Source organism: Streptomyces hilarionis (assembly GCF_024539675.1).
In the GTDB taxonomy this organism is placed as follows: Bacteria; Actinomycetota; Actinomycetes; order Streptomycetales; family Streptomycetaceae; genus Streptomyces; species Streptomyces hilarionis.
Genome location: NZ_JAHHIT010000213.1, coordinates 1 through 12,399 on the forward strand (window position 1 = coordinate 1; position 12,399 = coordinate 12,399).

The 12,399-nt window shown below is 74.7% G+C and carries 11 protein-coding genes and 5 tRNA genes; 10 read left to right on the forward strand and 6 right to left on the reverse strand.

Features of this window, described 5'->3' with window-relative positions; all coding sequences use genetic code 11:
- The 3 genes from cobT to KMS84_RS35010 all read left to right on the forward strand — a co-directional run.
- Positions 1–2,679, forward strand: a 2,679-nt coding sequence (cobT, locus tag KMS84_RS35000; protein ID WP_256920568.1) for a nicotinate-nucleotide--dimethylbenzimidazole phosphoribosyltransferase, incomplete at its 5' end; no start/stop codon positions are given.
- Between the two features lie 147 nt (positions 2,680–2,826).
- Entirely contained in the window at positions 2,827–4,059 is a 1,233-nt protein-coding gene (gene cobA, locus KMS84_RS35005) for a uroporphyrinogen-III C-methyltransferase (RefSeq protein ID WP_256920569.1), read from the forward strand.
- A 63-nt stretch (positions 4,060–4,122) separates the two neighbouring features.
- Positions 4,123–4,941: a TrmH family RNA methyltransferase gene (locus KMS84_RS35010; protein ID WP_256920570.1), complete on the forward strand. Its 819-nt coding sequence runs from the start codon at positions 4,123–4,125 to the stop codon at positions 4,939–4,941.
- 37 nt (positions 4,942–4,978) lie between these two features.
- Here KMS84_RS35010 and KMS84_RS35015 read toward each other — a convergent pair whose 3' ends face one another.
- Complete coding sequence (locus KMS84_RS35015; protein ID WP_256920571.1) at positions 4,979–6,379, reverse strand: serine/threonine-protein kinase; 1,401 nt, start codon at positions 6,377–6,379, stop codon at positions 4,979–4,981.
- 197 nt (positions 6,380–6,576) lie between these two features.
- Here KMS84_RS35015 and KMS84_RS35020 point away from each other — a divergent pair, with 197 nt between their 5' ends.
- The 4 genes from KMS84_RS35020 to KMS84_RS35035 all read left to right on the forward strand — a co-directional run bounded on the left by KMS84_RS35020 (position 6,577) and on the right by KMS84_RS35035 (position 8,850).
- Entirely contained in the window at positions 6,577–6,852 is a 276-nt protein-coding gene (locus KMS84_RS35020) for a DUF8836 family protein (RefSeq protein WP_256920572.1), read from the forward strand.
- A gap of 197 nt (positions 6,853–7,049) precedes the next feature.
- The gene (locus tag KMS84_RS35025; protein WP_256920573.1) at positions 7,050–7,244 is read left to right on the forward strand and encodes a hypothetical protein; all 195 of its coding nucleotides are present in this window, start codon (positions 7,050–7,052) and stop codon (positions 7,242–7,244) included.
- A 277-nt stretch (positions 7,245–7,521) separates the two neighbouring features.
- Positions 7,522–8,463, forward strand: coding sequence for an aminoglycoside phosphotransferase family protein (locus KMS84_RS35030; protein WP_256920574.1), 942 nt, complete (start codon positions 7,522–7,524; stop codon positions 8,461–8,463).
- A gap of 81 nt (positions 8,464–8,544) precedes the next feature.
- Entirely contained in the window at positions 8,545–8,850 is a 306-nt protein-coding gene (locus KMS84_RS35035; RefSeq protein ID WP_256920575.1) for a TFIIB-type zinc ribbon-containing protein, read from the forward strand.
- A 54-nt stretch (positions 8,851–8,904) separates the two neighbouring features.
- Here the strand turns inward: KMS84_RS35035 and KMS84_RS35040 are convergent.
- The 5 genes from KMS84_RS35040 to KMS84_RS35060 form a co-directional block, all read right to left on the reverse strand.
- Positions 8,905–8,976 (reverse strand) — tRNA-Val (locus tag KMS84_RS35040).
- A 34-nt stretch (positions 8,977–9,010) separates the two neighbouring features.
- Positions 9,011–9,082, reverse strand: a tRNA-Val gene (locus KMS84_RS35045).
- A gap of 26 nt (positions 9,083–9,108) precedes the next feature.
- Positions 9,109–9,180, reverse strand: a tRNA-Val gene (locus tag KMS84_RS35050).
- 1 nt (position 9,181) lies between these two features.
- Positions 9,182–9,255: transfer RNA gene (locus KMS84_RS35055), tRNA-Cys, on the reverse strand.
- Positions 9,256–9,293: 38 nt separating this feature from the next.
- Positions 9,294–9,366 (reverse strand) — tRNA-Gly (locus tag KMS84_RS35060).
- A gap of 188 nt (positions 9,367–9,554) precedes the next feature.
- Here KMS84_RS35060 and KMS84_RS35065 point away from each other — a divergent pair.
- The 3 genes from KMS84_RS35065 (at position 9,555) to KMS84_RS35075 (ending at position 12,323) form a co-directional block, all read left to right on the forward strand.
- Positions 9,555–10,607, forward strand: a complete 1,053-nt coding sequence (locus KMS84_RS35065) for a chorismate-binding protein (RefSeq protein WP_256920576.1) — start codon at positions 9,555–9,557, stop codon at positions 10,605–10,607.
- Complete coding sequence (locus KMS84_RS35070; RefSeq protein ID WP_256920577.1) at positions 10,604–11,425, forward strand: aminotransferase class IV; 822 nt, start codon at positions 10,604–10,606, stop codon at positions 11,423–11,425. Before KMS84_RS35065 ends, KMS84_RS35070 begins: the two co-directional genes overlap by 4 nt.
- Positions 11,426–11,498: 73 nt before the next feature.
- Positions 11,499–12,323, forward strand: coding sequence for a GNAT family N-acetyltransferase (locus tag KMS84_RS35075; RefSeq protein WP_256920578.1), 825 nt, complete (start codon positions 11,499–11,501; stop codon positions 12,321–12,323).
- The last annotated feature ends 76 nt before the right edge of the window (positions 12,324–12,399 follow it).

A 12,399-nucleotide genomic window follows, 5' to 3' on the forward strand; every position in this document is an offset into this window, starting at 1 on the left:
GCCCCCGTCTTCGAGGCCCCCGCGCCCGCGCCCGACCCGGAGCCCGTGCTCCCGGCCCCCACGGCGGAGGCCGTCGCGCCGGACACGCAGCCGCAGACGGAGCCCGCCGCCGAGCCGACCGCCCAGCAGGCCTCGCAGGAACCGGCGGCCGAGCCGGAGACGGGGGCGGAGGCGTCGCAGGAGGCTGTCGCGGCCGCCGTCCACCCCGTCCCGAGCGCGGACGCTCCGTCCCACCTTCCGGACGCCGCCGACGACGCCCAGGGCGTCTCCGTCCAGGACGCGCCCCTCGCGCAGGAGCCCGCGGCGGCCTTCGTCCAGCCCGCCGTGCAGGCACCGCAGACCGCCGAGGCGCAGCAGGCGTCCGAGCCCGCGGAGTCCCCCGCTCCGGCGGTCGCCGAGCCCGCCGTCGTCCCCGAGGCCGCCGTGCCCGTCGCGCCCCTCGCGGCCGAGGCGCCGCTCCCGGAGCCCGCGGCGGCCGTCGCCGCGGCTCCCGCGGACGGGCCCGGAGCCGCATTCCCGCCCGCCGCCCCCCTGGCGCAGCACCAGGAGACGCCGATGCCCGTCCGCCCCGGGTCGGACGAGCCGACGGACCCGGCCGCCCCGGCCGAGGGCGTCGTGCCCGCCGCCGAGCAGCTCGCCCCGGCGCCGACGCACACGCTCGTGGCCCCCGCGCCGGCGACGGAGGAGCCGCCGGTCGAGGCGGAAGCCGTGGGGGCCCCGGCCGCCGGGACGGCGGACGTCCTCTCCGAGGCCGTCGCCGCCCAGGTGCCCGCCCCCCGGGACGCCGAACCCGTCGCGGCCGCGACCGCGACGGCCGCCCCCGGCGCGGAGCACGAGAGCGACGTCGACCCCGACGTCGCACAGAGCCCGGAGGACCTTCGGACCAGGGCCGCCGACCAGGAAGAGGGGCCGGCCGTCGCAAGGGAAGAAGCCCGGGAGTCCGCCGGACCGGCCGCGCCCGCCTACGACGACGCCGAGCGCGAGGCCGTCCTGAAGGTGATGCGCGAGCGCCGGGACATCCGCAACGGCTTCCGCAGCGACCCGATCCCGCACGAGGTGCTGCTGCGCGTCCTGGAGGCCGCCCACACCGCGCCCTCCGTCGGCCACTCGCAGCCCTGGGACTTCGTCGTCATCCGCTCGGCCGAGACGCGCCGCGCCATGCACGAGCTGGCGGACCGCCAGCGGGACGCCTACGCCAAGTCGCTGCCCAAGGGCCGGGCCAAGCAGTTCAAGGAACTGAAGATCGAGGCCATCCTCGACACCCCGGTGAACATCGTGGTCACCGCCGACCCGACGCGCGGCGGCCGGCACACGCTCGGCCGGCACACCCAGCCGCAGATGGCGCCGTACTCCTCCGCGCTCGCGGTCGAGAACCTCTGGCTCGCCGCGCGCGCCGAGGGGCTCGGCGTCGGCTGGGTCAGCTTCTTCGACGAGCGCGAGATGGTCCGCGCGCTCGGGCTGCCCGAGCACCTCGAAGTGGTCGCCTACCTCTGCGTCGGCTACGTCGACGAGTTCCCGGACGAGCCCGAGCTGATGCAGGCGGGCTGGGCCAAGCGCCGCCCGCTGTCCTGGGTCGTCCACGAGGAGACGTACGGCCGCCGCGCGCTGCCCGGCGAGGACCCGCACGACCTGCTCGCCGAGACCGTCGCCAGCGTCCGCCCGCTCGACGCCAAGGCGCTCGGCGAGGCCTGGGAGCGCCAGAAGCGGATGACGAAGCCGGCCGGCGCGCTCGGCATGCTGGAGATCATCTCCGCTCAGCTGTCCGGCCTGTCCCGGCAGTGCCCGCCGCCGATCCCGGAGCCCGCGGCCGTCGCGATCTTCGCCGGCGACCACGGCGTGCACGCCCAGGGCGTCACCCCGTGGCCGCAGGAGGTGACGGCCCAGATGGTCGCCAACTTCCTCGGCGGGGGAGCGGTCTGCAACGCCTTCGCGGCCCAGGTCGGCGCCGAGGTGTGCGTGGTCGACGTCGGGGTGGCCGCCGATCTGCCCGGCACCCCCGGCCTGCTGCCCCGCAAGATCCGGCCGGGCACGTCCGACATGACCACCGGCCCCGCGATGACCCGCGAGGAGGCCCGCCAGGCGATCGAGGTCGGCATCGAGACGGCCCGCGATCTGGTGGCGGCCGGCAACAAGGCGCTGCTCACCGGTGAGATGGGCATCGCGAACACCACGGCGTCCGCCGCCCTCATCTCGGTCTTCACCGGCGCCGACCCGGCCGAGGTCACCGGGCGCGGCACCGGGATCAACGACGAGACGCTGGCCCGCAAGACCGAGGTCGTCCGTCGCGCGCTGGACTTCCACCAGCCGGACCCGGCCGATCCGATCGGCGTCCTCGCGGCGATCGGCGGCTTCGAGCACGCGGCGATGGTCGGCCTGCTCCTGGGCGGCGCCTCCCTGCGCACGCCCGTGATCCTGGACGGCGTCAGCGCCGGAGCGGCCGCCCTGGTCGCCCGCGCGATCGCCCCCGAGGTGCTCGCGGCGTGCATCGCGGGCCACCGCAGCGCGGAGCCGGGCCATGTGGCGGCCCTCAACAAGCTGGGCCTGCGCCCCCTGGTCGACCTGGACCTGCGCCTCGGCGAGGGCACGGGCGCGCTGCTGGCCCTGCCGCTGGTGCAGAGCACGGCCCGCGCGATGCACGAGGTCGCGACGTTCGACTCGGCGGGTGTGACCGAGAAGTAGGACCCGCTCCGGGGCCGGGGGCGCGCTCTTGTGCTGCCCCCGGCCCCGCCGCATGCTGAAGCCACCTCTAAAATGCGCACGTCAGGGCTGCTCCAGAGCCGCAGCGCCCACCCCCTGCTCTCTGCCCGTACGAGGAGCCGCACCCTCATGGCCGAACACCCCGCCTACCCCGTAGGCCTCCGCCTCGCCGGCCGCAGGGTCGTCGTCCTCGGCGGCGGCCAGGTCGCCCAGCGCCGCCTGCCCGCCCTGATCGCCGCGGGCGCCGAGGTGCACCTCGTGTCCCCGGAGGCGACCCCGTCCGTCGAGGCGATGGCGGACGCGGGCGAGCTGCTCTGGTCGCGGCGCCCCTACGCCGAGGGAGACCTCGCCGAGGCCTGGTACGCCCTGATCGCCACCAGCGACCCGGCCGCCAACCGGCGGGCCTCCGCCGAGGCCGAGGCCTCCCGCGTGTGGTGCGTGCGCTCCGACGACGCCGACGCCGCGACCGCCTGGACCCCGGCCACCGGCCACAGCGAGGGCGTCACGATCGCCGTCCTCACCACCACGGCCCGCGGCCGCGACCCGCGCCACACCGCGGCCGTCCGCGACGCCGTCGTCGAGGGGCTGCGCGACGGCACCCTGGTGGCCCCCCACCACCGCACCCGCACCCCGGGCGTCGCCCTCGTGGGCGGCGGCCCCGGCGACCCGGACCTGATCACGGTCCGCGGCCGCCGGCTGCTCGCCGAGGCGGACGTCGTCATCGCCGACCGGCTGGGCCCGCGCGACCTCCTCGCCGAACTCCCGCCGCACGTCGAGGTGATCGACGCGGCGAAGATCCCCTACGGGCGCTACATGGCCCAGGAGGCCATCAACAACGCGCTCATCGAGCACGCCAAGCAGGGCAAGTCGGTCGTCCGCCTCAAGGGCGGCGACCCGTACGTCTTCGGCCGCGGCATGGAGGAACTCCAGGCGCTCGCCGAGGCGGGCATCGCCTGCACGGTCGTCCCCGGCATCTCCAGCTCGATCTCGGTCCCCGGCGCGGCCGGCATCCCGGTCACCCACCGCGGGGTCGCCCACGAGTTCACCGTCGTCAGCGGGCACGTCGCCCCGGACGACGAGCGCTCCCTGGTCGACTGGCCGTCCCTCGCGAAGCTCACCGGCACGCTGGTGGTCCTGATGGGCGTCGACAAGATCGGGAAGATCGCCGAGACGCTCGTCGCGCACGGCAGGTCGCCCGACACCCCGGTCGCCCTCGTCCAGGAGGGCACGACGGCCGCCCAGCGGCGCGTGGACGCCACGCTCGCGACGGTCGCCGAGACGGTCCGCACCGAGGAGGTCAGGCCCCCGGCGGTGATCGTCATCGGCGCGGTCGTCGCCGTCGGCCCGCCGACCTTTGAGTAACCGGCGGTAACACAACCGTTCCGAGCCGTTGGCACCACACCCAGGACAAGGCAGTATCACCCTGTGGCCGATCTCATCACCGTTGACGACCCCGACGACCCGCGCCTGCGCGACTACACCGGCCTGACCGACGTCGAGCTGCGCCGCAAACGCGAGCCGGCCGAGGGCCTGTTCATCGCCGAGGGCGAGAAGGTCATCCGCCGGGCCAAGGACGCCGGGTACGAGATGCGCTCGATGCTTCTCTCCGCCAAGTGGGTCGACGTCATGCGCGACGTCATCGACGAGCTCCCGGCGCCGGTCTACGCCGTCAGCCCGGAGCTCGCCGAACGCGTCACCGGCTACCACGTCCACCGCGGCGCGCTGGCCTCCATGCAGCGCAAGCCGCTGCCCACCGCCGCCGAACTCCTGCAGAGCGCCCGCCGGGTCGTCGTCATGGAGTCCGTGAACGACCACACCAACATCGGCGCGATCTTCCGTTCGGCCGCCGCCCTCGGCATGGACGCGGTGCTGCTCTCCCCGGACTGCGCCGACCCCCTCTACCGCCGCAGCGTGAAGGTGTCGATGGGCGCGGTCTTCTCCGTGCCGTACGCGCGGCTCGACAGCTGGCCCAAGAGCCTGGACTCGGTCCGCGAGGCCGGCTTCGCCCTCCTCGCCCTCACCCCGGACGAGAAGGCCCGCAGCCTGGACGAGGCGGCGCCGCACCGGATGGACAGGGTCGCCCTCATGCTCGGCGCGGAGGGCGACGGCCTCTCCACCCAGGCGCTCGTCGCCGCCGACGAATGGGTCCGCATCCCCATGTCCCACGGCGTCGACTCGCTCAACGTGGGAGCCGCGGCGGCGGTCGCCTTCTACGCCGTGGCGACGGGCCGGCCGCACCTCTAGGGCCTCGCCCACCCGTTCCGGCGGCGGCCCGCCCGGGTCAGCCGTTGAGCGGAGGCGTCGCCTCCGGGCCGTCCGCCGCGCCGTCCGGCCCGTCCGACCCGGGACGCACCTGCTCCTGCTGGTGGCGGACGACGCCGTCGTGCACGCCCAGTCCGCGCGCGGGACCCTCGCAGCCCTGGACGACGGCGATGCCCAGCGCGACGAACAGGGTCACCACGACGAACACGAAGATCCGCTGACGCAGCAGCCGCGGGTTGGCGGGCCGGCGCCCGGTCCCCGTCTTCCTCGGCCCCGGACGGCCCGCCGCGCCGCGCGGCGCGGGTCTGCCGCCGGCGCCGGGACGGGTGGTGCGCGACCCCGGAGCGGGCCGGGCCCCGGACCGCGGTCCCTGCGCCCCACCGCCCCGCGAGGGACTCCCGCCACGAGCCGGCGCGCCGCCGCGCGAGGGAACCGGGCCCCGCGGGGACGGCGCTGCGCTCCGCGGCGGGGGAGTGCCGGGCCCGCCCTGGTGGCGCAGCGTGCGCTCCGAGCGGCCGGTGTCCGAGAGCCGCCCGGTGGGGCGGTCCGCCTCGGCGGCCCGCGGCGCCGGCGGACGCGTCTCCGCGAGACCCTGGGCCTCGCGGGTGGCGATCTCCTTCAGGCGCAGGGAGAGGTCGAGGGTGCTGGGCCGTTCCTCGGGGTCCTTCGCCAGACAGGCCCGCACCAACGGCGCCAGGGCGTCCGGCACGCCGTGCAGCTGCGGTTCCTCGTGCACCACGCGGTACAGCATGACCTCGGAACTGCCGTGCCCGAAGGGCGAGTCGGCCGTCGACGCGTAGGCGAGCGTGGCGCCGAGCGAGAACACGTCGGTGGCCGGGGTGACCAGCGCCCCCCGCACCTGCTCGGGCGCGAGGAACCCGGGTGAGCCGACCGCCGTGCCGACGTGCGTCAGGGTCGACGCCCCCGTCGCCCAGGCGATGCCGAAGTCGATGATCCGGGGGCCCTTGGGGGAGAGCAGGATGTTCGACGGCTTCAGGTCCCGGTGCACGACCCCGGCCTCGTGGACGGCGACGAGCCCCTCCGACAGCGCGGCCCCGATGGAGGCGAGCTCGGCCGCGCCGAGCGGACCCTCGTCGTTGACCTTGTCGTGCAGGGAGGGACCGGGCACGTACTGGGTGGCGAACCAGGGCCGTTCGGCGTCCAGGTCCGCCGCGACCAGGCGGGCCGTGCACCCGCCCCGGATCCGCCGGGCGGCCGACACCTCGCGCGCGAACCGCGACCGGAACTCCTGGTCCTCGGCCAGGTCGGGCCGGATCACCTTCAGCGCGACGCGCTGGCCCTTCTTGTCGGACCCCAGGTAGACGACGCCCATGCCGCCCGCGCCGAGTCGTCGGTGGAGCCTGAACGAGCCGACGACACGCGGGTCCTCGCGCCTCAGGCGCATCATCGCCATGTTCATCCCCGCTGCCCGGTCCGTTTGACGTGGCACAGCTTACGTTTCCGCGGCCGTTCGCGCGCAGAGGCCGCGCCCTCCGGTCCCGATCGATTGTCAGTGCCCGGTGGGAGAATTGAAGGGTGGTCAGGGGCCCTGGGAACAGGCGCGCATTGGCGGGTCCGTGATCTCAACCCACCTGCCTCAGAAGGGGGATTGAACCCGTGAAGGGTGACCGCGTGGAGATAGTCGTCGACGCCGGCGACACGACCCGGACATACGAGGTGACGGCGAGCAGGGCGGGCCGCCGCGTGGAGACGGCGGTACGCCGAGGGGTGGTGGAAGTGAGCGAAGTCACGCGAAACGGCACCGCGGTGCGTACGGCCCGTTTCATGGCGAACAGGGTGCTCGCCCTGGTCGAGCACCCGATCCCCCGAGAGGAGAGCTCGGACATACCGGCCCGCAGCGGGCGCCCCCTCGGGGAAGACCCCGAGACCTAGGCCCCCGTCTCCACCCAGGGGAGTACACCGCAGGTCACGGCTCATCCTCCGGGAGGCCCGGCAATCGGTACGAGGGCATGACGTGCGGTGGACGCCGTCCGCCTAGATTTGAGGTCAAGCGGCGGGTGCAGCACTCGTCCCCCGAGGTCAGACACCCGCCGCTGCCGACCACAACTGATCAGGTCAGGAGAGGGACCATGGCTCTGACGGCACCGCGGACGATGCTCCGCACAGCGGGACGCACCACGCGTCCCCGTCGTACGGGCCGCCGCCACCCCCTGGTGGCGACGCTGATGGCCCTTCCCCTGGCGGTCCTGCTCCTCGTCGTCTTCGACGGCTGGGAGACGGTGGCCACACAGGCGTCGTCCGTGGGAGTGATGCTGGGGCGCTGAGCGGCGACCCCAGGCCCGGAAGAGCGGTCCGGGCGGGGACATCCACCCATGAAACCCCGTGGGGACGGGGGTGCGGCGGACGGCAAAAGATGCAGGCGCAGCTGGGGAGCTGCGCCTGCATTGTTTTTCCCCCGCGGTCGGGCCGGCGTCGTCGCGCCCGCGTACCCTCGCCGCCGGGGCCTGTCCGGCGGAGCGGGTCGGAAGGAGGCGACGGCGTCTCACCGGCACGGTCCGCGGGACCTGCCCCGGACCCCGTACGCCGCAGCTCTGGAGCCCCGTGACCGCCGCCGACCCCCTGCTCGCCGAGCTGTCCCTGCGGGCCGCGGCCCGCGCCCATCCCGCGGCCCCGGACTGCTCCTGCGGCGCGGCCACGCTCGCCGACCGCGCGGACGCCGCCGTCGTCCGGCACGGCGACGCGGTCGCGAAGGCGCACGCCCCGGGCACCGACGCGGCGGCGCTGGCCGAGCGCCTCGCGGTCGCCGCCGGTCTCCCCGACGCCCTGCTCCCCCCGCTCGCGTCCACCCCGGCCGAACTGCACGGCCGCCTCGTGACCTTCTGGCCGTACGGCGCCCCGGTGGACCCGCTCGACCCGGACGCCGCTCCCTGGGAGGCCGCGGGCGGCCTCCTCGCCCGGCTGCACCGCACCCCGGTCCCGGCGGGTCTGCCGCCGATGCGGGGCCCCGGCAAGGCCGCGCTCGCCGTGGCGCGCCTCGCCGCCGCGGGCTCGCGTCCCGCGGTCGCGGCCGTCCTGGGCGCCTGGCGGACGCTGCCCGCGTGGGCGCGCGCCGAGGCCCCGATGCCGGCCCGTGGGGCCGCCCTCTGCCACGGCGACCTCCACCTCGGCCAGCTCGTCCGCCATCCCGCTCCGGACGGCCCCTGGCGGCTGATCGACGTCGACGATCTCGGCGTCGGCGTCCCGGCCTGGGATCTCGCCCGTCCGGCCGCCTGGTTCGCCTGCGGTCTGCTGCCGCCCGACGAGTGGACCCGCTTCCTCGACGCCTACCGCGGTGGCGGCGGCCCGGCGGTTCCCGCGTCGGGTGACCCGTGGCCCGCCCTCGACGTCCCGGCGCGGGCACTCACCGTGCAGACGGCGGCACGCGCCGTGGTCAAGTCGGCTGCCGCGGGCAGGCCGTTGGACGAGGTCGAGCTGTGTCTGGTCGACGCCTGTGCCCGTATGGGATCCGTCCCGCCGCAGAGGGCGGCGGACCCGGCGACGTAGGGTGCAACCGACCGCGGCCGGACAGTGTCTGTCCTGGCGGCAGGCGAAAGAGCACCGACCGGCGAGGAGTTGAGCCGAATCATGCAGTGCCCGAAGTGTCACGCTCAGATGCACACGTACAACCGCAACGGCGTCCAGATCGAACAGTGCAGCAACTGCCGGGGGATCTTCCTCGACTACGGCGAGCTGGAGGCGCTCACCCGGGTCGAGTCCCAGTGGTCGCAGCCCGCGCCGCCGCCCCCGGGCGCCCCGCAGGCGTACCCGGCCGCCCCGGCCGCCCCCGCCTGGGGCGCTCCCGCCCCGCACGGCGGAGGCCACCACGGTGGTGGTCACTACGGCGGCCACCACCGCCACAAGAGCTTCGGCCACATGCTGTTCTCCAGCTGAACCGGCGCACGCGGAAGCCCCCGACCGCTGCGGCGGCCGGGGGCTCTCGGTGTGTGGACGATACTGGGATTGAACCAGTGACCTCTTCCGTGTCAGGGAAGCGCTCTCCCGCTGAGCTAATCGTCCTCGGGACCACGACCCGAAGATCATGGACACTGCGTGCGCGATACTGGGATTGAACCAGTGACCTCTTCCGTGTCAGGGAAGCGCTCTCCCGCTGAGCTAATCGCGCGGGTTCGGATCGTCGAGCAGATCCAGTGGACGATACTGGGATTGAACCAGTGACCTCTTCCGTGTCAGGGAAGCGCTCTCCCGCTGAGCTAATCGTCCTTGGAGGTGGAGACGGGATTTGAACCCGTGTAGACGGCTTTGCAGGCCGTTGCCTCGCCTCTCGGCCACTCCACCAGGAGTGTAGGGGACCGGGAAGACCCCTGATTCCTTCGAGCGGACGACGAGGCTCGAACTCGCGACCTCAACCTTGGCAAGGTTGCGCTCTACCAACTGAGCTACGTCCGCTTGTCGTTTCGTTCCGCTCTCACGGCCCGGCGACGAGTTGAACTCTAGCGGATTCCCGGGCCAGTACAAAAACGCGTTTGTGCAGCGTGCTGCGCTGTGCCCGGACGCGGACCTGGTCAGGGCCCCCGGCCTGGACATCAGGGACGTGCGCGGGTCGCCCGCGCAGGGGCCGTCCTAGACTCGACACCGTGCTCGACCTCCCTCCTCTCGCCCGTTTCGGCGGCCGTGTCGCCACCGGTCTCCTCGATGTGACCGACGACCCCGCGGCCCTCGACTCCGCCGGCTTCTGGGCCGTGTGCGCCGACTTCGAGGGCCGCACGGTCTGCGCGCGCTTCGCCGACGTCCGGGAGGAACCCGTGCCCGCCCCCGTGCCGGGGACCTGGCGGGGGCCCGCCGCGCACGAGTGGACCTCGTCCCTCGACCGTGCCGCGTACACCGCGGGCGTGCGGCGCATCCGCGAGCACATCGCGGCCGGCGAGGTGTACCAGGCCAACCTCTGCCGTGTCCTGAGCGCACCCGTGGCGCCCGACGCCGATGTGGACGCGCTGACCGCGCTGCTGGCCCGCGGCAACCCGGCGCCGTATGCAGGAACGATTCGCCTCCCGGGCCACGGCGTCGAGACGGCCACCGCGTCCCCCGAGCTGTTCCTGCGCCGTGACGGCCGGGTCGTCGAGTCCGGACCCATCAAGGGGACCGGACGCACCGAGGCCGACCTCCTCGCCAAGGACTACGCCGAGAACGTCATGATCGTCGACCTGGTCCGCAACGACGTCGGCCGGGTCTGCGCCACCGGCAGCGTGAGCGTCCCCGACCTGTGCGCCGTCGAGAAGCACCCGGGCCTGGTCCACCTCGTCTCCACCGTCCGCGGCGAACTGCGCGAGGACGTCGGCTGGGCCGGCCTGTTCGACGCCGCCTTCCCGCCCGGCTCGGTCACCGGCGCCCCCAAGTCCAGCGCCCTGCGCATCATCGACGCGCTGGAGACGGCCCCCCGCGGCCCGTACTGCGGAGGCATCGGCTGGGTCGACGCCGACCGGGGCGCAGGCGAGCTGGCCGTCGGGATCCGCACCTTCTGGATCGAGCGGCCCGCGGACGGCGGCGCCGTGCTGCGCTTCGGCACCGGCGCCGGCATCACCTGGGGCTCCGACCCGGACGCCGAGTGGGAGGAGACCGAGCTGAAGGCATCGCGACTGCTCGCGGTAGCGTCGGGTGCGTACGAGGTGAGTGAAGGGACGCTTACGTGAAGATCTGGCTCGACGGCGGGTTGCAGGACAGCGACACCGCCCGCGTCTCCGTCTTCGACCACGGGCTGACCGTGGGCGACGGCATCTTCGAGACGGTCAAGGCGGTGGACGGCGCGACCTTCGCGCTCACCCGTCACCTCGACCGGCTGACCCGTTCCGCCCGCGGCCTCGGCCTGCCCGACCCCGACCACGACGAGGTCCGCCGCGCCTGCGCCGCCGTCCTCGAGGCGAACCCGATGCCGCTCGGCCGGCTGCGCATCACCTACACCGGCGGCCAGGCCCCCCTCGGCTCCGAGCGCGGCGGACACGGCCCGACCCTCGTCGTCGCCCTCGGCGAGGCCGCCCGGCGCGCGGACTCCACGGCCGTGGTCACCGTCCCCTGGACCCGCAACGAACGCGGCGCGCTCAGCGGGCTCAAGACCACCTCGTACGGCGAGAACGTCGTCGCCCTGGCCCACGCCCACCGGCAGGGCGCGAGCGAGGCCCTGTTCGGCAACACGCTCGGACGGCTCTGCGAGGGCACCGGCTCCAACGTCTTCGTCGTCCTGGACGGCGAGATCCACACCCCGCCGCTCGCCTCCGGCTGCCTCGCGGGCATCACGCGCGAGCTGGCCGCCGAGTGGACCGGCGCCCAGGAGACCGACCTGCCGCTGGACGTGCTGGAGCGGGCCGACGAGATCTTCCTCACCTCCACCCTGCGCGACGTCCAGGCGGTCCACCGCGTCGACGGACGCGAACTGCCGGGCGCGCCCGGGCCGGTGACCGCCAAGGCCATGCGGATCTTCGCCGAGCGCAGCGGGGACGACCTCGACCCGTGAGGGTCGCGGGCGGTCGTGGGAGACGGGGAAAACGGGCTGCCGTTCTCGTTCACGGAGGGGTAGAACACCCCTGATGACCACGACTCTGCGGCCGACCGAGCCGCTGCAACAGGCCGCCGACGGGGCGCAGTCGCGCCACTACCAGGTGTGCGTCAACAGCCGTCCCGTCGGAGAGGTCCGCCTCTCGACGTCCCCCGACTTCGGGCCCGGCGCCGCCCGGATCACCGACCTGCGCATCGAGGAGCGGGACCGGGGGCGGGGCAGGGCGACGGTCGCGGCGCTGGCCGCCGAGGAGGTGGCCCGCGGCTGGGGCTGCACGCGGCTCGAGTGCCTGGTGCCGGCCGACGCGGCGGCGGCGCTGCGCCTGGCGGCCGCGCTCGGCTACGTCCACCGCAACCGCGGCATGCGCAAGACGCTCCCGGCCGCCCCGCCCGCCCTGCCCGACGGCAGCCGGGGCCGGTCCATGACGGAAGCCGAGTTCGGTCCCTGGCTGGAGCGCGCGCTCGCCGCCTACGCCCAGTCCTGGCGCGCGCGCGGCGTGCCCGAGGACGAGGCGTGGGCCAGGTCGCGGCGGGACCACGCGCGGCTGCTGCCCGAGGGTCTGGCGACTCCGGACACGCTGATCAGCGTCCTGGAGCACGAGGGCGAGCCCGTCGGCTCGCTCTGGGTGTCGTTCACCGGCGACGAGGCGTTCGTGTTCGAGGTCGAGACCCACGAGGCCCACCGGGGCCGCGGCCACGGCCGCTCCCTGATGCTGCTGGCCGAGGCGCAGGCGACAGCGAACGGCAAGGCGGCCCTGGGCCTCAACGTCTTCGCCGGCAACACCCCGGCCGAGCGGCTGTACGAGTCGCTCGGCTACGTGCCGGTGGCCTACTCGATGTACAAGAACCTGCTCTGACCCTCCGGCCCCCTGACCCTCAGGCCCTCTAACCCTCAGGCCGGGGGAGCGGGGGTGGGGGAGACCGGTGGAGGGC